Origin of the sequence: Streptococcus suis (genome assembly GCA_002831545.1) — a bacterium.
GTDB classification, from domain to species: Bacteria; Bacillota; Bacilli; order Lactobacillales; family Streptococcaceae; genus Streptococcus; species Streptococcus suis_P.
Genome location: CP025095.1, coordinates 1,889,397 through 1,908,851, shown reverse-complemented (window position 1 = coordinate 1,908,851; position 19,455 = coordinate 1,889,397). Strand labels below are relative to the sequence as shown.

Here is a 19,455-nt window from a genome sequence, read left to right as displayed (position 1 = left end):
TGTTCAAGCCTATTGTAAAGCGAAAGGAGAAAAATATGGCGCAAAAGGCACATAGTTTATCACATACAAAGTGGCTGTGTAAATACCACATTGTCTTCACACCTAAGTATAGACGAAAAATCATCTATAATCAATATCGAAGTAGTTTGGGAGAAATATTCCGACGTTTGTGTACTTATAAAGGTGTTGAAATTATCGAAGGTCATCTGATGCCAGACCATGTTCACATGTTAGTCAGTATTCCTCCAAGGCTAAGTGTATCAAGTTTTATGGGCTATTTAAAAGGCAAGAGTGCTCTTATGATGTTTGATAAACACGCCAATCTCAAATATAAATTTGGCAATCGTCATTTCTGGGCAGAGGGATATTATGTAAGTACGGTTGGACTTAATGAAGCCACAATTAAGAAATATATACAAGAACAGGAAAAACATGATATAGCACTTGATAAGTTAAGTGTAAAAGAGTATGAAGATCCCTTTAGGGATAATGGCAAGTAGTACGAATGCCTCTTTAAGAGGCTAGTGACGAGTCAAAAGCAGTGAGGCTTGAACAAAGTGAAAGCCAGCGTCTTTAGGCGCTGGCTGGTGATGTGGGCTTATAGCCCTTGTTCAAACCACCCGTTTGACGGGTGGTCATGATTATTCCAGCCCTCTAAGTCCCACAAAACTCCCCCATCCATGCTATAATAGAGACATGAAAAAAAATAAATTATTATTAATCGATGGCTCTTCGGTAGCCTTCCGTGCCTTTTTTGCACTTTATAACCAAATCGACCGCTTCAAGAATGCCAATGGTCTGCATACCAATGCCATATACGGCTTCAATCTCATGTTGGACCACATGATGAAGCGGATTGAGCCGACCCACATTCTTGTGGCTTTTGATGCCGGAAAGACCACCTTCCGTACTGAGATGTATGCCGATTACAAGGCGGGCCGGGCCAAGACACCAGACGAGTTCCGCGAGCAGTTCCCCTTCATCCGTCAGATGCTAGATGCCATGGGGGTCAAGCACTATGAGCTGGCTCAGTACGAGGCAGATGACATTATCGGTACCTTGGACAAAATGGCAGAGCGGACAGAGGTGCCTTTCGATGTGACCATTGTTAGCGGTGATAAGGATTTGATCCAGCTGACTGATGAGAACACCGTAGTCGAGATTTCTAAGAAAGGCGTAGCCGAATTCGAAGAATTTACCCCAGCCTACCTCATGGAAAAAATGGGGATTACCCCTACTCAGTTTATTGACCTCAAGGCTCTAATGGGAGATAAGTCCGATAACATCCCTGGGGTGACCAAAATCGGTGAAAAAACAGGTCTAAAACTCCTGACAGAATTTGGTTCTTTGGATGGTATCTACGAAAACATTGACAGCATGAAGGCTTCTAAGATGAAAGAAAACCTGATTGCTGATAAGGAGAAGGCCTTCCTATCTCGTACACTTGCCACCATTGACACCAATGCTCCAATCGAAATTGGTCTGGATGACATTGTTTATCAAGGCCCTAAGGTGGATGAACTGGGACAATTTTATGATGACATGGGATTCAAACAATTAAGGGCTCAGTTAGGTACGACCAGCTCGCAAGAGGAAGCGGTACTCGATTTCCAAATCGTAACGGAAATCAGCCCCGCTATGCTCAAACAAGACCAGTTTTTCTATTTTGAAATCTTGGGTGAAAATTATCACCGAGAGGATTTGGTTGGTTTAGCTTGGGGAGATAAGGAGAAAATCTATGTCGGAGGGCCTGAGCTACTTGATAGTCCAGTCTTGCGTGACTTTTTAGAAAAACAAAGCATAAAATCCTATGATTTTAAGCGTGGAAAAGTTCTTCTCGACCGAAAAGAGATTACACTACCTCCAGCTACTTTCGATAGCCGTCTAGCCAAATACTTGCTTTCCACCGTTGAGGACAATTCCCTAACAACCATTGCAAACCTCTATGGTCAGACCAGTCTTGTTCCAGATGAGGCAGTTTATGGCAAGGGTGCTAAGTTAGACTTGCCAGAACGCGAGATCTTTTTCCCACACTTGGCACGTAAGGTTCAGGTTTTGATTGAGACAGAAGAGCCGATGTTGACCAAATTAGAAGAAAATCAGCAATTAGATCTTTTGTTTGACATGGAGTTGCCACTGGCAAATGTTTTAGCTAAGATGGAAATTGCTGGTATTAAAGTGGAAGCTGAGACTCTCAAAGCTATGCAATCTGAAAACGAAGTTTTGATTGACCAGTTGACCAAGGAAATCTATGAACTAGCTGGTCAGGAATTTAATATCAATTCGCCTAAGCAGCTTGGGACCATTCTCTTTGAAGAGATGGGACTACCATTGGAATATACCAAGAAAACCAAGACAGGCTATTCAACAGCAGTAGATGTCTTAGAACGATTAGCGCCAATTGCACCAGTTGTTTCAAAAATCTTGGAATACCGTCAGATTACCAAGCTTCAATCAACTTATGTAGTCGGCTTGCAGGATGCCATTTTAGAAGATGGTAAGATCCATACCCGCTATGTACAGGATTTGACACAAACAGGTCGCCTATCTTCGACGGACCCTAACTTGCAAAATATTCCTGTTCGTCTAGAACAAGGGCGCTTGATTCGTAAGGCATTTGTGCCATCGCTTGAGGACAGTGTCCTCTTGGCTTCGGATTATTCCCAGATTGAATTGCGCGTCTTGGCTCATATTTCTAAGGATGAGCATTTGATTGAGGCCTTCCAGCAAGGTGCAGATATTCACACTTCGACAGCTATGCGGGTCTTCGGTATCGAAAAAGCTGAGGATGTGACACCAAATGACCGTCGGAATGCCAAGGCTGTAAACTTCGGTGTCGTCTATGGTATTTCAGATTTCGGTCTATCCAATAACTTGGGGATTACACGTAAGGAAGCTAAAGCCTATATCGATACCTATTTTGAACGCTTCCCAGGAATTAAGAATTACATGGAAACCATTGTTCGTGAGGCACGTGATAAGGGGTATGTAGAGACGATTTACAAACGCCGTCGTGAATTACCAGATATAAACTCTCGCAATTTCAATGTCCGTAATTTTGCGGAACGAACAGCCATCAACTCACCAATTCAAGGTTCGGCCGCAGATATTCTCAAAGTAGCCATGATTAATCTTGACAAGGCTTTGACTGAAGCAGGTCTTGCGACACGTATGTTATTGCAAGTACACGATGAGATTGTTTTGGAAGTCCCAGTGGCAGAGCTAGAAACGGTAAAAGCCATGGTAAAAGAGACCATGGAATCGGCGATTAGCCTGTCTGTACCATTGATTGCGGATGAAAATGAGGGACCGACATGGTATGAAGCTAAGTAAGAAAGGAAGAGTATGAAAAAGATAGTTCTTTGTATTGGTCTATGTAGTCTTCTGCTCGCAGGTTGTGGAAAAACAGCGCAGAAGGCAGAGAAAACACCAGCTTCCTCAGGGGAAGAGTTTTCAACCACTTTACCGATTTTGCAAGAAAAGCAGGATACTACGAACGAACAGTTCAATGTTCTAGCAAATGCAGAGCTTGTAGCTGTTAATAGTACACCACCTGCTGACGAAACACAAAAAGGCCACAAGATTTATGCGGCCAATAATGGTGTTGCTGAAAAAGATGAAAATGGGAATATCAAGGAATATTTCCGTTATTATGATGTGCCATCTACTTGGACAATTAATGCAGAAAATACTAAGGATGAGACGGTCGCTGCAGTCTACGATGTTAAAGAAGGTTCCAGCAATTACATGGTCCAACTCTATAATATCAATGCTTTTAATCAGTCTCCACTGGAAGATGGTCGCAATATGACACCGGAGGAATTAGAAGCACGGATGGTTGAAACAAATCATTCTTTCAGTGAAAAGACGGTTGTCACAATCAATGGTCAGGAATGGCAGGTTGGGCGACAGTTATTAACAGATCAAAAATTAGCTCGTCTGACTTTTTATCGGATGGAATCAACAGCTGCTTATGATGACTCCGTGGTTGTGGGTTCGATCTATTATTCCTTAGATCCAGGAACCGATAAAGATCGGACCAATCTTAAAAAGGTTATCGGGCAAGTTAAGGATGTCGTGTACCAAATTGCTAAAAAATAATCAAGGTAGACAAGCTATAATCAGTAACGAGTTAAAACTGACAAGATTGTGTTATAGCACACCTTATTCATTAAGCTTTTATTGATTCTAACATTTAATATACATTAAAGGAGGTCTCTATGTCTTATTCCTTCCAAAATCCTAGTCAGGACATTATCTTTGACTATCTGAGAAATGCTAAGACCATTGCAGTGGTCGGTTTGTCTAGTCGAGAAGAGACAGCAGCCTACCGCGTTTCCAAGCTCATGCAGGAAGCGGGCTATAAAATTATTCCAGTTAATCCCAAGGCTGCTGGTGAGACTATTTTAGGCGAGTTGGTCTATAGTAGTCTAGCAGAGATTGACCAACCTATTGATATTGTAGATGTTTTCCGCAGAAGTGAATTTTTACCAGAGGTAGCACAGGAATTTATCCGGTCGAACGCCAAAGTTTTCTGGGCTCAACTTGGTTTAGAAAGTCAAGAAGCAGAAAAACTATTGCGTCAGGCAGGTCGTAACGATATTGTCATGAATAAATGTATCAAGATTGAATATCTTGAAATGAAAGAACAATACTAATAAGTCGGGTATATTTATCCGACTTTTTTCATCGAAAAAGCAGTTCAATGAACCATTGAACTGCCGGATGACTCTAAGGAGGAGCACTTAGAATTGGAACAAATTACTACACATGGCGTAAAAAATAGAAAGGAAGAAATCTGCTCCAATACCAAGCAGGCTAAAATAGTCCTTTGTCGCTTCTCAATCATAGTATAACACAATCCAAATGTTTTTACCAATTATTACTATATTTTTTTCTTAAATATAGACATAAAAGTGTATATAAAAATAAGAGCAGATATCGCTCTTATTTTTATACGTAACTCATTTTCTTAGCCTGATCATCTAAAATTTCTTCATGGAAGTGCATTTGTGCAGCATAGTGATACGGCCATACATATAAACCAGCCAGGCCAAATGTAATAATGACAAGAAGGAACCAGCCAATGAAGGATAAATCAAGTGTAAAGCGTTTAAACTTGTAGCCTTTCATCAACTTTCGACTAGACCAAATGATTGAAAAAGCGCCTGTATATTCTTCGCGTTCTAATTGCTCAAACAAGATATATTCTACCTGTGAATAAGCATAGAATTGTGGAATATAAAGAGCAATTCCTAAAACCATAAGTAGGATACCTCCCATGGCCATTAGCCCTAGTATGGCAAGGATTTCCATAGGAAGTGCATCAGGGTCTAAGGATTGACTGGATGCAGCTATGATTGTAATCATCGTTCCAGCACCGATAAGTAAACCAATACCAAAGTAAAACAGTAGTCCCCAAAGGAAGAGCAAGAAACTTTTTAAAATGTAGGTTCGAAAGATTTTCCAGAAATCTTTATGATTGAAAATCATCAGCACATCTTTAAATGATGTGGAAGTTTTTACCCCTTTGATAAGATGAAATATAGTGCATATAATGGATAAGTGCAGTAGTCCTAATAGCAATCCGTAAAATATTGGAAACAAGGAGGTAGAAATAAAGTAGCTAGGACTAGCAAGTTCCTCAGCTGTTACTTCAGCAAGGCTATTGCGAGAGAAAGAAATTAACTGAACGATAACAGAAATAGTGACGGGGATGACGGCCACTTGATAGATACCAGGTGTCTCGTTTAGTGTTTGGCGAGCCCGCTCACGTATATTAGAAATTGTAAACATCTACATAACCTCCTTGCTGAATATTGTAACATAATTCTAGATGACAAGCTAGGCTTTTTTTGATAGACTGGAAGGTGCTGTGGGAATTTGTCAGTTTGTTGTGATGCGCCTATCTATTTACTATTAAAATAAGTAGAAGACAAGGTAAATATTGCTGAAATAAGAAGACATTCTGATGGATTAGACCATGCAAGATTGAGAAACTGTATTTCCAGCTAAAGTACTTTTATGGATGATATGAAAGAGCTGAACTGTGAATCCAGAACTAATATCCTAGGACTGTTTTTCCTAGCGGGAGGTAAATAAAAGATGACAGATGTTCCAATCAAGTATCGCTTGATTAAGAAAGAAAAGCACACAGGTGCACGTTTGGGCGAAATCATTACCCCACACGGGACCTTTCCAACTCCGATGTTTATGCCAGTTGGAACTCAGGCAACGGTAAAAACCATGTCGCCTGAAGAATTGAAGGCGATGGGTTCAGGCATTATCCTATCTAATACCTATCATTTGTGGCTTCGTCCGGGTGACGAATTGGTGGCGCGTGCAGGTGGTTTGCACAAGTTTATGAATTGGGACCAGCCAATCCTGACAGACTCAGGTGGTTTCCAAGTTTATTCTTTGGCGGATAGTCGCAATATCTCAGAAGAAGGTGTTACATTTAAAAACCATCTCAATGGTAGTAAGATGTTCCTGTCACCTGAAAAAGCTATTTCCATTCAAAACAATCTAGGCTCAGACATCATGATGAGCTTTGATGAGTGTCCGCAGTTCTACCAGCCTTATGACTATGTAAAAAAATCGATTGAAAGAACAAGTCGTTGGGCAGAACGTGGTCTCAAGGCTCACCGCCGTCCGCATGACCAAGGTTTATTTGGTATTGTACAAGGTGCTGGTTTTGAAGATCTTCGTCGCCAATCAGCCCATGATTTGGTTAGCATGGATTTTCCAGGATACTCTATTGGAGGATTGGCTGTTGGTGAAACACACGATGAAATGAATGCTGTACTGGACTTCACAACCCCTCTTTTACCGGAGAATAAACCACGCTATCTCATGGGGGTTGGAGCACCAGATAGCTTGATTGATGGCGTGATTCGTGGGGTTGATATGTTTGACTGTGTATTACCAACACGTATTGCGCGTAATGGAACCTGTATGACCAGTCGTGGACGTCTTGTAGTGAAAAATGCTCAGTTCGCTGAGGACTTTACACCATTAGATCCAGAGTGCGATTGCTACACATGTAAAAACTATACACGTGCGTATCTCCGCCATTTACTTAAGGCCGACGAGACATTTGGTATTCGTTTGACAAGTTATCACAACCTCTACTTCTTGATTAATTTGATGAAAAATGTCCGTCAGGCTATTATGGATGACAACCTTTTGGAATTCCGTCAAGACTTTATGGAAAAATATGGTTACGGTAAAAACGGTAGAAATTTCTAAACAAAATGACCTCCTACAAAATCGTAGGAGGCTTGTTTTTTATCCTTCAAAATACAGTAATTCTTTTGGTGTTTTTGTAAAGACTTCAAAGCCATTTTTGGTAACGTAACCACAATCCTCGATACGAACACCAACTTTTCCAGGGATGTAGATACCAGGCTCGACAGAGAAACACATACCTTCTTCGATGACCAAATCATTGCCTTCCATAATCGATGGGAATTCATGGACACTCATTCCCAAACCGTGACCGAGTCGGTGGTTGAAGTACTCGCCATAACCTGCTTTTTCAATCACAGAGCGAGCGGCATAGTCAATCTCGCCAGCAGTCACCCCAGGCTTAATCATATTGACCGCGGCCATGTGAGCCTCCAGAGTCAAGTTGTAAATATCTTTTTTAAACTGGTCTGGCTTGCCGACAGCGACAGTCCGTGTCATATCAGACGTATAACCCAAAGTTTCCACGCCTAGGTCGAACAATAGCAGAGCGTTATTCTCGATTTTGTTTGTTGAGGGAATACCGTGTGGATTTGCAGCATTGTTACCTGTCAAGACCATGGTCTCAAAGCTCATTTTTGAGATGCCTTGTTTCTTCATTTCAAATTCAATCTGAGCAATAATATCAGTTTCAGTTACATCGAGTGAGATGTTATTGAAACCAACCTGCATAGCCTTATCCGCAAACTCTCCAGCAACCAGCATTTTTTCAATTTCATCACGAGACTTGATCAATTTCATAGTATTAATCAGAGGCGTAATGTCTGAAAATGGTTGGCTAAAGATAGACTGAAGACCATGGTAGCGGGTTAAATTCAAATTATCAAATTCTGCACCGATTGCTGAGAAAGATTTTTGTGGTAATTTGCTCTTGATAATCTGCCATGGATTTTCTGAGTCCATATAGCCGGCTACAGGAAAATCAACAGTCGCAACCGCACGCTCTACATCCAAGGCAGGGAGAAAGAGTAGTGAGTCGTGGTCAGGCATAACAAAGAGCATCATGTGGCGTTCATGAGGATCACTATGATAGCCAGTCAGATAATAGATGCTAACTGGATCAGAGAAGATGGCCAAGTCCATTTTGTTGGCTTCTAAGTAGGATTTAACATGATGTAATTTTGACATAGTGGAGCCCTTTCTAGCATGTAGTGGTAAAAAAAGTGAAAATTTCGTTTATTATATAGACTATTGTTCCAAAAAATGAAAAAAATTGCAAGTATTATCAAAAAAATAGGTTTTTTCTCTTGAAAGTGGTTTCAAAAAGTGATACACTATTATTGAGTGAAAGCGTAATTTTCATAGAAATAGAATATTGAAAGGGAGTACAAAAGTTATGTTAAACACTGATGATACGGTTACGATTTACGATGTCGCCCGTGAAGCAGGTGTATCCATGGCGACAGTATCGCGCGTGGTAAATGGGAATAAAAACGTAAAGGAAAATACTCGTAAAAAAGTATTAGAAGTCATCGACCGTTTGGATTATCGTCCAAATGCTGTTGCGCGTGGCTTGGCAAGTAAAAAAACGACAACTGTAGGGGTTGTGATTCCAAATATTGCTAACGCCTATTTTGCAACCTTGGCCAAAGGTATCGATGATATTGCCGATATGTACAAATACAATATCGTCCTAGCAAACAGTGATGAAAATGATGAGAAAGAAATCAATGTGGTAAATACCCTATTCTCAAAACAGGTGGACGGAATCATTTTCATGGGCTATCATTTGACAGACAAGATTCGTGCGGAGTTTTCACGCTCACGTACACCGATTGTTTTAGCTGGTACCGTGGACTTGGAGCACCAATTACCTAGCGTCAATATTGACTATGCTGCTGCTAGTGTTGATGCAGTCAATCTATTAGCTAAGAACAACAAGAAAATTGCCTTTGTATCAGGACCGCTTGTAGATGACATCAACGGTAAAGTTCGTTTTGCAGGCTACAAACAAGGCTTGAAGGACAATGGAATCGAGTTTAACGAAGGATTGGTTTTTGAATCCAAGTATAAATACGAGGAAGGCTACGCTCTAGCAGAACGTATTTTGAATGCCGGAGCAACTGCAGCTTATGTTGCAGAAGATGAGATTGCTGCAGGTCTATTGAATGGTGTTAGTGATATGGGCATCAAGGTTCCAGAAGACTTTGAAATCATCACAAGTGATGATTCCCTAGTGACTAAGTTTACCCGTCCAAACCTGACCTCTATCAATCAGCCACTATATGATATTGGTGCAATTGCTATGCGCATGCTTACCAAAATCATGCATAAGGAAGAGTTGGAAAACCGTGAGGTAGTTCTTAACCACGGAATCAAAGTACGGAAATCAACTAAGTGATAAATATGGGAGTAGCCGAATAAGATATCTTATTACTCCGCCCCTCACTCTATCAAACATTATAATCATTTAGTTTATCTTTTATTACTTCGACGAGCGAGGAGACATTTCCAACTTAGAACAGCCTTTAGGCTGTTCTAGCAACCTGTAGCTATTGAGGCAAACTTGCTTCGACTTATCTCCAGCCTTCAAAGGTTCCCTGAACCTTTGAAGCGAGTACTAAAAGCAAACGAAATGGCTATACTAACCGAAAACTAAAAGATTATAAAAAATAAATATAAAGCCCTCGCTAGATGTATAAGCTTAGCGAGGGCTTTGTGGTTGATTTTAAGTCTGTCACACTCTGGAAGTTGTGGAGATGTTGATGCGAATCTAGAGAAGCAGTACTGGGCTTGTTCTCATCCTTTAGAATTGTATCAGTTAGGTGATTATTATAATTTACGTTTACGTGTAAATAACGCAATTGCAAGCCCGATAATACCACTTGTCAATAACCATAAACTTCCTTTCTCACCAGTTACTGGTAAAAAAACATTCAAGCTGTCCTTCTGCTTTTAAAATCTGTTTTATATGTTTTTTATGTAATCATATATTTGGGATTATATTCTTTAGTATTGGTTTTAATTGATACAAAATTCGTGTAGAATACAGTTTAAAATATGAAAAAATGTAAAAAAGGGCTATAATGGTATTATGAAAGTACTATTGTATTTAGAAGGTAAAACTGTTTTAGAGAAATCAGGAATTGGCCGGGCGCTTCAACACCAGATGGAAGCGCTAGATATGGCAGGCATTCCTTATACGACAGACCTGTTGGGAGATTACGATGTCATTCATATCAATACCTATGGTCCACGCTCCTGGTTATTGCTACATGCAGCCAAACGGAGTGGAAAAAAGGTAATCATGCATGGACATTCCACGAAGGAAGATTTTCAAAATTCCTTTATCGGTTCGAATACCCTAGCTCCTTTTGTGGGGAAATATCTAGCAAGCATGTACCAAAAGGCAGACTTTGTCATCACTCCTTCAGAGTATTCAAAAAAACTCATCCAGTCTTACGGTGTGACAACGCCAATTATAGCCGTTTCGAATGGTATTGATTTAGATAAATATAAGAAGGATGAACGTAAGGAAGCAGTCTTTCGAGAGCATTTTAAAATTGAAGAAGGTCAGCCAGTTGTTGTCTGTGCAGGACTTTACTTTCGACGTAAAGGAATTGAAGACTTTGTCAAGGTAGCCGAAAAGATGCCGCATGTCCGCTTCATTTGGCTCGGTTCAATCAATAAGTGGCTGATTCCGTCATATATTAGAAAAATTGTTGAGGGAGATCATCCAGCGAATGTCGAGTTTCCAGGTTATTTTAAAGGTGCTGTTTTTCAAGGTGCAATGAGCGGAGCGGATGCTTTTTTCTTCCCATCGTATGAGGAAACAGAAGGGATTGTTGTTCTGGAAGCTCTTGCTAGTCATCAGCATGTTGTTCTACGAGATATTCCAGTTTACGATGGTTGGATTGACGAAAACGTTGCCGAATTGGGACATACAGTGGATGATTTTGTCGATTCTATTCAGAAAATCTTAGACAAGCAGGTTGATAAACGTGAGGCGGGCTACCAGGTTGCGGTTAGTCGCTCGATTGATAATGTTTCCCACCAATTGGTGGATGCCTATCGACAAGTATTGGAGATGTAAATGCGGATTGGATTGTTTACGGATACCTATTTTCCACAGGTTTCAGGAGTCGCGACTTCGATTCGGACTCTTAAGACAGAGTTGGAAAAATTGGGACATACGGTATTTATTTTTACGACGACAGATGAGGATGTGAATCGCTACGAAGATTGGGACATTATCCGAATTCCTAGCGTACCTTTTTTTGCCTTTAAAGATCGTCGAGTGGCTTACGCAGGTTTTACAGATGCCTTAAAAATTGCAAGTCGCTATAAACTAGATATTATTCATACTCATACAGAATTTTCTTTGGGGATTTTGGGGAAAATGATTGCCAAGGAACTTGATATTCCGGTGGTACATACTTATCACACCCAGTATGAAGACTATGTACACTATATTGCCAAGGGTAGGATTATTCGTCCCGGGATGGTTAAATATTTAGTACGGGCATTTTTAAAAGATTTGGATGGGGTAATTTGTCCTAGTGAGATTGTTGAAGATCTTTTAATGAGTTACAATGTTCCGATTTCTAAACGAGTAATTCCGACAGGAATTGACTTGGCAAAGTTTGATAGACCAGAAATTGGCAAGGATGAAACAGATGAGTTGCGGGAACAGCTAGGAATTGCTAGTGATGAAACGATGTTGTTAAGTCTGTCTAGGATTTCTCACGAGAAGAATATCCAAGCAATTGTTCAGGCAATGCCAAAAATTTTGCTGGAAAATCCAAAGGTGAAGTTGGTCATTGTAGGAGGTGGACCTTATACAGATGATCTTCAGGAAATGATAGCGGAGCTTAATCTAGATGAACACGTCCAGTTGACGGGAATGATTGCACCAAGTGATACAGCACTTTATTATAAAGCTGCGGATTTCTTTATTTCTGCTTCGACCAGTGAAACACAGGGACTAACTTTCTTAGAAAGCTTAGCTTCTGGAACTCCTATTTTGGCACATAGCAATCCCTACTTAAAAAACGTTATAACAGATAAGATGTTTGGGACGCTCTTCATTCGAGAACAGGAGTTGGCAGATGCCGTCGTTGAGGCGATTGTTGCTACGCCACCAATGAATCCGTATGTGCTTGATAAGAAGCTCTATGAGATTTCTTCTACGAATTTTGGGCGCAAGGTTTTTGAATATTATCTAGATTTGAAGATTTCGTATGATTTTAGAAAAGAACATACTAATCAAGATAGCGTAGCAGAAGCATTGATAAAAGAGGCTATTTACCTACCGCAAAAAGTAGTAGTTAAATCAACAGACACGACAGCAAAAATATTGAAAAAATCAGTTGAACAAGTAAAATCAATCCGGAATTTCTTTGAATAATTTGGAGGTTTCAAATGGAAAAGCTTCGGAAAGAGAGTTTGAAGAGTCTGGCTATAGTAGCCCTTATTATACTATCCATGTATGCAGGTATTTATCTGATTGCCTTTCATCTGATTAGTGACACCATGCTTTCTAAGGTGCTGGTGGTCGGGAATATATTGCTCTATACTCCCATTGTACTATTCCTAACAGGTCTTCTTTATGGATTTTTTCACGGTTTTTCTCCTAGCCTTCTTGCCTTGGTTTTACTGCTTTATCCTGTAACCATCTTTTTCTTTAAGGAATGGATTATTCTCTATCAGATTGTCTACACCTTATGTGCTCTGATTGGAAATGGGATAGGAGCTCTGCTATTTTCTCTAAGAAAGAAAATGAAGAGTAAGTGGTAAGAGTTTTTAGAATTGAATATATACCTGTATTTATGAGGAGAACGGAGAAGTCTGTTCTCCTTTTTGTTCGTTTAAAATCTTATACGGAAAGGGGCTTTACCATGTGTTTAGATTTGGAGGAGTTGATTGCGGTAAACAGAGCATAGAGGGCTTGATAGAGTTAGGAGGCCAGAATGATTAGAAACGAATTATACGAGCAGCTAATCAATAGTGAGCCAATAGGGTTCATTGATCCTTTTACTGATCTAGGGGAATTTGATTCTATTCAGATGAAGTTCAAGCAACCTGTTAGAAGCTTGGTAAACAAGTACTCTGGGAAACCTTACAATGCCCACTGGCAAAATAAGATTGAAGAGATGAGGGTTCTATATATTCAATACCAGAGAAGCTTGAAACTCGAAGACGAGGAGCAGGCAGTTCATAATAGGGTTAGAAATAAAGAATCCAAAGAACATGTTCATGAAATCGTCACAACGTATTTGAAGTTGGGATTTAGGTTTAAAGAAATTGAAGCAAGAGTGTCACTATTCAACACTCGCTTACGTAGAAATTGGAAGAGGAGCGATTATGTCACAACTGCAACTCCTGAAGTTTATCTGAAGAGAGACTTACAGGACGGCATTTGTTCGTGTAGCTCCAGTATTCCAAAAAGCATGAAGATTAACTAGAGGTGTTGCTACGAAGCATGAAGAAATAAATGTAGATCCAGGGATATGCAAACGTTGCGCTTGTAACTGGGTTGCACCCTGCATTCATGAAAAATATGGTCCGTGCTGGTGGATTGATAATGGTCAAACATTATGTAGCCACTGTTTTTATGGGCTGAACGAAGAATCTTCTCAGATGAAAGTTTACTATAGACCAAGGCATGATTGGCTAGAAAGAGATGAGGGGTTTGCGCAGGAGATATTGGCGAATCCTAAAAGACACTGGGTCTATGATATGGAGCATGATGTACTATGTGTCGTTATGATGGGCGATCATATTGGGGCTGTTCAGTTTATCGCAAAGCAATTCTACGGGCTTGGTCATATTTACCGTGAGGAAATTCCAAAATGGCAAGAAATTATTGCCAATAATATGATTTTCTATAATGCAGCGGTCAATGAACCAAAGCACTATGCTTGGCACTTACCCCGAAAATATCGCTTGGAGGATTGACATGGAAAATAAAATTATCGGGAAGATACAAAATCTTTTGGAGCTAGCTTATGATACACCAGACGATGAGGAGGGGCAAACAGCTCTTCTGATGGCTCAAAAACTCATGGTAAAACACAACATTTCCATGGCTGATGTCTCAGTTTCCCAGTTGAAAGAAATTATTGGAGAAAAAGTGGCGACTACCCAATATCGCTTGGTCTGGTGGAAAGAGCGATTAGCTGCGATACTCGGGGCAAATTTTAGATGCCAGGTTGTCAGAAGGAGAAGAGTCGACAAAGGGATTACTCAAATCATTTTCTTTGGTTACGATTCGGATACTGAGTTTTGCACAAAGGTCTATGAGGCGGCGCTGCTTTATTTAGACTATCGTCTGGACAGACTTTATAAGACCGCAGTAACCGCAAACTATAGGGAGTACAAGAAATCGTACTTACTTGGGTTCTTGGATGGTTTAGATCAACGCTTCAAGGATCAATGTTTAACTTCAGATGAGTTTACCTTAGTCGTTCAAGTGCCTCAAGAGGTGTTAGAGGAACAAGCTAGACAACTAGGAGAAATCAGAGAAAGAGCTATTAAAGTTCCTATAGAAGAGATTGACTTTGAAGGCTATTCTGAGGGGCTTGAGCATGCAAAAGAAACAATATTGATGCCAGATGAGTTGCTCAAAGCTAACGTTGGCGTATAAAATCGTTGATAGTAAGGAAACAGATGAACTTAACGAACATTTACAGTTTGATTCTAAGAGATGGACTAAGACAGACCAAATATAGAAACAGTCACTTGCGGCCAGTTCCTTCAGCTGAAGAAGGGAAACGTGGGGCTATCTTTGCCTACCGTTCTAAAGAGAATATGGTCAAGGCACGTGGGGTCGTCTTAACATCGATGGAGGCTATTTTAGAAAACCAGGATAGCTTTACTCACTGGACACCGAACGCCTACCGTTTTGGGGCTTACAGTGATGCTAACCGTCGGGTTACACGTGGGCACTCTGAAGACAATCTAAGGCAGATTAACACCTTCTATATTGACTTCGATATTACCTCTTCAGCTGAAGAAATGACAGCTGGAGATATTTTAACGACTACCATCGATTTAGGCTTCATGCCAACTCTGATTTTAAAATCAGATAAAGGGTTCCAAGCTTATTTTGTCCTGGAAGAGCCAGCTTACGTTACAGCACACTCCCAGTTTAGAGTGGTCAAGGTTGCAAAAGCTATCTCTCAAAATTTGCGTAACTACTTTAACCAAACTTTGCCAGTTGATATGACCTGCAACCACTTTGGTATTGCACGTATACCACGGACGGACAACGTCGAATTTTTCCATGCAGACTACACCTACTCGTTCCAGGAATGGCTAGACTGGTCCATGAAGCAATCTGACCTTCCCTTTCCAGGAAAGAAACCAAATCTAACAGTTATTTCAGGCTCTGAAGGGGTAAAACAGATAGATGAACCCTGGTATGACTTGCTGACGAGAGAATCCAATATCAAGGGTGCTAGGGACGTTATGGGACGAAATAACGTGCTATTTACCTTAGCTCTAGCTAACTTCTCTTCAGGTATTTCTCAGGGCGACTGTGAGGTCGCTTTGAACGATTTTAACTTACAACTAGATGAACCGTTGTCTACAGGCGAACTTCTGAAGCTGGTAGCTAGTGCCTATTCAGGAAAATACGAGGCGGCCAGTCGTGATTATATCACGCTACTGTGCAGGGCTTGGGTCAATAAAGAGTTGAGTCCTTCAGACCTCTTTATCAAGCAGGGCTGGTACAAGTTCAAGAAGAAACGTGCTGATCGGAAACACAGCCATCTTCATGAGTGGAAAGCAGATGTGATGAACTACTTGGAAGGTTTTTATCAATCTGAAGATCCATTTATTCAGACGACAAAAAAAGCAATCAGGGAAGAATTAAACATACCTGAACGGTCATTAGATAAAGTTCTCAAGGTCTTAAAAGCTGAACAAAAGATTTTCTTTACAGTTAAATTTGGCCGTGGTGGAGGGATTAGACTAGCTTCTGTTAAAGCTATCGTCCTATCCATTATTCGGGTCAATAAAGAGCGTCAGGAAGCTTATTTTGCGAATATTGCTGCTTTCTTTGATGAAAGTATAGAGTTCACCAAAAGGGTGATAGAAGGGGTTAAAAATGGGCTTAAACAAGCAAGACAATTATCTCTGTTTGAGGTTGACATCGGCTAATGGATAAAACCCGCAAAGTCCCATTACATTATATCTATGATAATGGGAGTAGATTGTAAGGGGTCAGAATTTTGATTAGAGAAAATATAGAGAAGGAGTACATATATGATTTTAGTTGTTGTAGGAGTCTTTTCTTTAGGGGGCTCATTGTTTGTTGTATCGATGTTATATGCTAACCATCAGATCAGGTATAGAAATGGATATGATGATGAATTAGAGGGAGACTGCCAAACATTAATGGAGCAACAGAGAAAGTGAGGAATACTATGGGATATGTAGTTTTTAGTTTCGAGGATGGAGACTACCTTTGTGATAAAGAAGGGCGTATCTTGGTTTTTGAGAGTAGGGGATTAGCTTGCCAATACATGCAGGTAAACTATCATATTCCTCTACCTGTTCAGAAGACAAAAAGGATTATTCATTATCCGAAGTACTACCAGGCCCCGTTTAGGGTTCAAAAGGTTTGCTAGGGAAAGGGATTGTGATGAGAGAGAAAGATGAAAAACTGTATGTTGGAAGATTTTATCTGTTTGATATTATTCCCTTATGGAAAGTAAAAATGACCAAGGAGGAATGGCTAGAAGAAGCATTTTTTAGGTCTTCCAAGAAGAAAATAATTGAATGTGTTTTTATTGATGAGGAGGAAGAGGATGACCGAGAAATTTAAGATTGTACGTGGCTATTATTTAACAGGAGTAGGGCAAGAAGATTCTGTCTATTACTTTAAAATCAATCAGGAATTTCCTGAGTTTGAAACTATAAAAGCAGGCGATGTTGCTTTGACCTTTTACCAGAATGGGGATGCAATAACAAGTGTTCCAGCGCTGATCAGAGTAGATGGTATCATCGAGGCAGAGAAGCAAGTTCATGAATTTCTTCAGGGTGAGAAGAAGGACGGTCTTCCTATGCTACCACTGGTTGGGCTGTATGAGCATTTTGATCCTTTGCGTTTTAATTCTATGATGGCTGTCTTTGATAGTCTGAAAGTCGATATAAAACGATTGGCTAAAGTGAACTACGTTCAAGGAGACTTGTTCGAGTTTATCCAAGGAGGTGAAGGGTAATGGCTAATAGAGTTGACTGGGCTAGAATTATCGTCCCAATAACAATAGTAGGCATAATATTCTTTACAGTTCTTGGTTTACAGACTATTTGGACTGAGTATGTGACCAAAGACTACGATAAACACCTTACGGAACAAGTTTACGTTGATGCGGTGGTCAATCAGAACGCCAATTTAGTCTTTTATAAGACAGGCTGTCCTTACTGCGAGAAAGGAAAGAAAGCTGTCATTGAGGCGACTGAAAAAAGCTCTTATCCAACGTTTTATATCGATGTGGAATCAGAAGCTGGCCAAGCTCTTGTGAAGAAATACCATGTTGAAAAAGCAGCGACATTGATCACGATAAGAGAGGGAGAATCGAAGCTATATTTGTATGCTGCTAAGGATAAAAATGGCAAGATTATCGCTGATGAGAAGAGTATTAAGGAGGCTTTACATGACACGAAAAACTAAGCTTAGTAAATGGGCAGAAACAGCCTTTCAATTTGATACTGAACTATGGCGTTCTCAAACAACTGAAGGTATGGTTGTCCTAGGGAAACTTCCTGATGGCATTTTTACCCTGCTTCGTTTCAATGATGAAGGAGGTCGCTTAACTCATATTTCGGAAAGTGAAGCCTTGTGGCTGACGTTGGAGTTAGCACCAGAGAAAATGGATTATATTTAAGGCTAATGTGAGGAAGTAGAATGCAAACACTAGAAGAATTAAAGCACCATCGTGATACTTTGATTAAGGAGATAAACGAACTAGATACTCAAATCCAACAAGCAGAAGTGACATTAAAAGATATAAAGAGAACAACTATCAAGCAACAGTTTAAGCAAGCACTGGGAACCTTATTAAAACTAATCATTTGGGTCAGTTTCTTTTTAGTAAGAATAGCTTTCTTTTATTATCTTTGTCGTCCATTATTTTCCTTTCGATGGATGGCTGTTTTATTTGCTATTTGGCTATCTTGTGGTTCAGACTTTCTTTATACCGAAGGTAAAGCTTGGATTCAAGAAATATGGAAAAGGAGAAAAATGTGATAGAAAGACTAAAAAAATGGATTGAAACCGTAAAACTCAGTCCAATTGCTAAACCATTTACCGCAATTAATAGATGGTTTCAAGACAACGTGATTAAGCGAAAGCTAGTTATTTTTTCAGTGTTATTTACAGCTTGGATAAGCTTATTATTGGGAGGTATTTATTCTCCACAAAGACAAACCTATACCGATGAACAGCTCAAAACAAAGAGAACGTTTGTCAATGGAACAGGGGAAATTAGACTATCTAGCCAAACCTATTCTCCTGAAACGGGCATAATCGTTTTACAGTTTGAAACGAAGGATTCCACCTCTCCAGTTGATCGTGGTATTGATACCAAACGTCTCAAATGGGACCTATATGCTCAGAAAAAAACAACAGATACCAAAATGGAGATTGTTCCAATTGTGGATAATAAAATCTCTGTCATTATCCGCAATGTTCCAGAAAATTTTGGAGCTTATGCGATTGATATTACGAATTTGACTGTTGCTACTAGCTCAATTGACATAGATATTTCTAGACATTCAGATGAGCAAGAAAAACAAGCTGACCCCAAAGATGATAGCGAGGATAATGTTGTTCAATTTTATGTCACGACTCAAAATAGTAAGCTCAAAAAAGAAAAGATAAAAAGTGTTTCTCGTGAGGAATTTGCTTTATCCGAAATCATAGAAGAGAAGACTTTCCAAGAAGGTCAGATTGAAAAATTGAATCATTCTATTGAACAATTGAAGGCTTCTATTGAAGATGATGAGTCTCGGAAAAATGGACTACTCAAAGAAGCTGATTACTTATCAGGTGATGATTTAGAATCTAATCAAAAGGATATTGCGACTATTGAGAGTAACATCGAAACTAAGAATAGATCGATTGAAACGGCTACTCGAAATATTGAAAAAGTTCAAATAAAAATTGAGAGTTTGGAGAAAAAGGAGCTCGCTATCAAGGATGGAACCTTTGAATTTTTGAATCCAATTGAAACAGTAGAAATGAAATAACTAGCAGGAAAATTC

The 19,455-nt window shown here is 39.8% G+C and carries 22 protein-coding genes and 2 pseudogenes; 20 read left to right on the top strand and 4 right to left on the bottom strand.

Translation table 11 applies throughout. The annotated features are described in order from the left end of the window. The first annotated feature begins 35 nt into the window (after nt 1–35). The gene (locus CWM22_09260) at nt 36–500 is read left to right on the top strand and encodes an IS200/IS605 family transposase (GenBank protein AUC92070.1); all 465 of its coding nucleotides are present in this window, start codon (nt 36–38) and stop codon (nt 498–500) included. A gap of 21 nt (nt 501–521) precedes the next feature. Here the strand turns inward: CWM22_09260 and CWM22_09255 are convergent. Then, nucleotides 522–620 (bottom strand): annotated as a pseudogene (locus tag CWM22_09255) (PTS cellbiose transporter subunit IIC). Between the two features lie 76 nt (nt 621–696). Between CWM22_09255 and polA the strand changes: the two are divergent. The 3 genes from polA (at nt 697) to CWM22_09240 (ending at nt 4,658) form a co-directional block, all read left to right on the top strand. Beyond that, nucleotides 697–3,333, top strand: a complete 2,637-nt coding sequence (polA, locus tag CWM22_09250) for a DNA polymerase I (protein AUC92069.1) — start codon at nt 697–699, stop codon at nt 3,331–3,333. 12 nt (nt 3,334–3,345) lie between these two features. After that, complete coding sequence (locus CWM22_09245; protein AUC92068.1) at nt 3,346–4,101, top strand: glucose-6-phosphate isomerase; 756 nt, start codon at nt 3,346–3,348, stop codon at nt 4,099–4,101. 119 nt (nt 4,102–4,220) lie between these two features. After that, complete coding sequence (locus CWM22_09240; GenBank protein ID AUC92067.1) at nt 4,221–4,658, top strand: CoA-binding protein; 438 nt, start codon at nt 4,221–4,223, stop codon at nt 4,656–4,658. 295 nt (nt 4,659–4,953) lie between these two features. Here the strand turns inward: CWM22_09240 and CWM22_09235 are convergent, their stop codons facing one another. Further along, nucleotides 4,954–5,796, bottom strand: coding sequence for a hypothetical protein (locus tag CWM22_09235; protein ID AUC92066.1), 843 nt, complete (start codon nt 5,794–5,796; stop codon nt 4,954–4,956). Nucleotides 5,797–6,105: 309 nt separating this feature from the next. Between CWM22_09235 and CWM22_09230 the strand changes: the two genes are divergently transcribed. After that, the gene (locus CWM22_09230) at nt 6,106–7,248 is read left to right on the top strand and encodes a tRNA guanosine(34) transglycosylase Tgt (GenBank protein ID AUC92065.1); all 1,143 of its coding nucleotides are present in this window, start codon (nt 6,106–6,108) and stop codon (nt 7,246–7,248) included. A 39-nt stretch (nt 7,249–7,287) separates the two neighbouring features. On the opposite strand, the gene CWM22_09225 is transcribed toward CWM22_09230, so the two are convergent. Continuing rightward, nucleotides 7,288–8,373 carry an aminopeptidase P family protein gene (locus tag CWM22_09225; GenBank protein ID AUC92064.1) on the bottom strand — a complete coding sequence of 362 codons (1,086 nt, stop codon included), beginning with the start codon at nt 8,371–8,373 and terminating at the stop codon, nt 7,288–7,290. Between the two features lie 208 nt (nt 8,374–8,581). Here CWM22_09225 and ccpA point away from each other — a divergent pair, with 208 nt between their 5' ends. Next, nucleotides 8,582–9,586: a catabolite control protein A gene (ccpA, locus tag CWM22_09220; protein ID AUC92063.1), complete on the top strand. Its 1,005-nt coding sequence runs from the start codon at nt 8,582–8,584 to the stop codon at nt 9,584–9,586. A gap of 431 nt (nt 9,587–10,017) precedes the next feature. Here the strand turns inward: ccpA and CWM22_09215 are convergent. Next, nucleotides 10,018–10,113 (bottom strand): annotated as a pseudogene (locus CWM22_09215) (hypothetical protein). Between the two features lie 166 nt (nt 10,114–10,279). On the opposite strand from CWM22_09215, the gene CWM22_09210 reads away from it, so the two are divergent. From CWM22_09210 to CWM22_09145, 14 genes are all read left to right on the top strand, one after another. Next, the gene (locus tag CWM22_09210; GenBank protein ID AUC92062.1) at nt 10,280–11,278 is read left to right on the top strand and encodes a glycosyl transferase family 1; all 999 of its coding nucleotides are present in this window, start codon (nt 10,280–10,282) and stop codon (nt 11,276–11,278) included. Continuing rightward, nucleotides 11,279–12,592 (top strand): glycosyltransferase family 4 protein, encoded by a 1,314-nt coding sequence (locus CWM22_09205; protein AUC92061.1) that lies wholly within the window; start codon nt 11,279–11,281, stop codon nt 12,590–12,592. Nucleotides 12,593–12,606: 14 nt separating this feature from the next. Then, entirely contained in the window at nt 12,607–12,981 is a 375-nt protein-coding gene (locus CWM22_09200) for a hypothetical protein (GenBank protein AUC92060.1), read from the top strand. Nucleotides 12,982–13,154: 173 nt separating this feature from the next. After that, complete coding sequence (locus CWM22_09195) at nt 13,155–13,649, top strand: modification methylase Sau96I (GenBank protein AUC92059.1); 495 nt, start codon at nt 13,155–13,157, stop codon at nt 13,647–13,649. Between the two features lie 175 nt (nt 13,650–13,824). Next, nucleotides 13,825–14,142 (top strand): hypothetical protein, encoded by a 318-nt coding sequence (locus CWM22_09190; protein AUC92058.1) that lies wholly within the window; start codon nt 13,825–13,827, stop codon nt 14,140–14,142. 1 nt (nt 14,143) lies between these two features. Then, a complete protein-coding gene (locus tag CWM22_09185) occupies nt 14,144–14,830 on the top strand; it encodes a hypothetical protein (GenBank protein ID AUC92057.1) in 687 nt (228 codons plus the stop codon). A 23-nt stretch (nt 14,831–14,853) separates the two neighbouring features. Beyond that, entirely contained in the window at nt 14,854–16,347 is a 1,494-nt protein-coding gene (locus CWM22_09180; GenBank protein ID AUC92056.1) for a replication protein RepR, read from the top strand. A gap of 266 nt (nt 16,348–16,613) precedes the next feature. Further along, nucleotides 16,614–16,817 (top strand): hypothetical protein, encoded by a 204-nt coding sequence (locus CWM22_09175; GenBank protein AUC92055.1) that lies wholly within the window; start codon nt 16,614–16,616, stop codon nt 16,815–16,817. Between the two features lie 14 nt (nt 16,818–16,831). Then, nucleotides 16,832–17,014, top strand: a complete 183-nt coding sequence (locus CWM22_09170) for a hypothetical protein (protein ID AUC92054.1) — start codon at nt 16,832–16,834, stop codon at nt 17,012–17,014. Beyond that, nucleotides 16,998–17,411, top strand: a complete 414-nt coding sequence (locus CWM22_09165; protein AUC92053.1) for a hypothetical protein — start codon at nt 16,998–17,000, stop codon at nt 17,409–17,411. Before CWM22_09170 ends, CWM22_09165 begins: the two co-directional genes overlap by 17 nt. Then, entirely contained in the window at nt 17,411–17,863 is a 453-nt protein-coding gene (locus CWM22_09160) for a thioredoxin (GenBank protein ID AUC92052.1), read from the top strand. Before CWM22_09165 ends, CWM22_09160 begins: the two co-directional genes overlap by 1 nt. After that, entirely contained in the window at nt 17,847–18,077 is a 231-nt protein-coding gene (locus CWM22_09155; GenBank protein AUC92051.1) for a hypothetical protein, read from the top strand. Before CWM22_09160 ends, CWM22_09155 begins: the two co-directional genes overlap by 17 nt. Nucleotides 18,078–18,097: 20 nt before the next feature. After that, complete coding sequence (locus CWM22_09150; GenBank protein AUC92050.1) at nt 18,098–18,439, top strand: hypothetical protein; 342 nt, start codon at nt 18,098–18,100, stop codon at nt 18,437–18,439. After that, nucleotides 18,436–19,440, top strand: a complete 1,005-nt coding sequence (locus CWM22_09145) for a hypothetical protein (protein ID AUC92049.1) — start codon at nt 18,436–18,438, stop codon at nt 19,438–19,440. Before CWM22_09150 ends, CWM22_09145 begins: the two co-directional genes overlap by 4 nt. Nucleotides 19,441–19,455: the final 15 nt, after the last annotated feature.

Bases quoted from the DNA above. Each gene is read 5' to 3' on its own strand.
- CWM22_09260 (AUC92070.1), top strand. From the start codon at position 36: ATGGCGCAAAAGGCACATAGTTTATCACATACAAAGTGGCTGTGTAAA.
- polA (AUC92069.1), top strand. From the start codon at position 697: ATGAAAAAAAATAAATTATTATTAATCGATGGCTCTTCGGTAGCCTTC.
- CWM22_09245 (AUC92068.1), top strand. From the start codon at position 3,346: ATGAAAAAGATAGTTCTTTGTATTGGTCTATGTAGTCTTCTGCTCGCA.
- CWM22_09240 (AUC92067.1), top strand. From the start codon at position 4,221: ATGTCTTATTCCTTCCAAAATCCTAGTCAGGACATTATCTTTGACTAT.
- CWM22_09235 (AUC92066.1), bottom strand. From the start codon at position 5,796: ATGTTTACAATTTCTAATATACGTGAGCGGGCTCGCCAAACACTAAAC.
- CWM22_09230 (AUC92065.1), top strand. From the start codon at position 6,106: ATGACAGATGTTCCAATCAAGTATCGCTTGATTAAGAAAGAAAAGCAC.
- CWM22_09225 (AUC92064.1), bottom strand. From the start codon at position 8,373: ATGTCAAAATTACATCATGTTAAATCCTACTTAGAAGCCAACAAAATG.
- ccpA (AUC92063.1), top strand. From the start codon at position 8,582: ATGTTAAACACTGATGATACGGTTACGATTTACGATGTCGCCCGTGAA.
- CWM22_09210 (AUC92062.1), top strand. From the start codon at position 10,280: ATGAAAGTACTATTGTATTTAGAAGGTAAAACTGTTTTAGAGAAATCA.
- CWM22_09205 (AUC92061.1), top strand. From the start codon at position 11,279: ATGCGGATTGGATTGTTTACGGATACCTATTTTCCACAGGTTTCAGGA.
- CWM22_09200 (AUC92060.1), top strand. From the start codon at position 12,607: ATGGAAAAGCTTCGGAAAGAGAGTTTGAAGAGTCTGGCTATAGTAGCC.
- CWM22_09195 (AUC92059.1), top strand. From the start codon at position 13,155: ATGATTAGAAACGAATTATACGAGCAGCTAATCAATAGTGAGCCAATA.
- CWM22_09190 (AUC92058.1), top strand. From the start codon at position 13,825: ATGAAAGTTTACTATAGACCAAGGCATGATTGGCTAGAAAGAGATGAG.
- CWM22_09185 (AUC92057.1), top strand. From the start codon at position 14,144: ATGGAAAATAAAATTATCGGGAAGATACAAAATCTTTTGGAGCTAGCT.
- CWM22_09180 (AUC92056.1), top strand. From the start codon at position 14,854: ATGAACTTAACGAACATTTACAGTTTGATTCTAAGAGATGGACTAAGA.
- CWM22_09175 (AUC92055.1), top strand. From the start codon at position 16,614: ATGGGATATGTAGTTTTTAGTTTCGAGGATGGAGACTACCTTTGTGAT.
- CWM22_09170 (AUC92054.1), top strand. From the start codon at position 16,832: ATGAGAGAGAAAGATGAAAAACTGTATGTTGGAAGATTTTATCTGTTT.
- CWM22_09165 (AUC92053.1), top strand. From the start codon at position 16,998: ATGACCGAGAAATTTAAGATTGTACGTGGCTATTATTTAACAGGAGTA.
- CWM22_09160 (AUC92052.1), top strand. From the start codon at position 17,411: ATGGCTAATAGAGTTGACTGGGCTAGAATTATCGTCCCAATAACAATA.
- CWM22_09155 (AUC92051.1), top strand. From the start codon at position 17,847: ATGACACGAAAAACTAAGCTTAGTAAATGGGCAGAAACAGCCTTTCAA.
- CWM22_09150 (AUC92050.1), top strand. From the start codon at position 18,098: ATGCAAACACTAGAAGAATTAAAGCACCATCGTGATACTTTGATTAAG.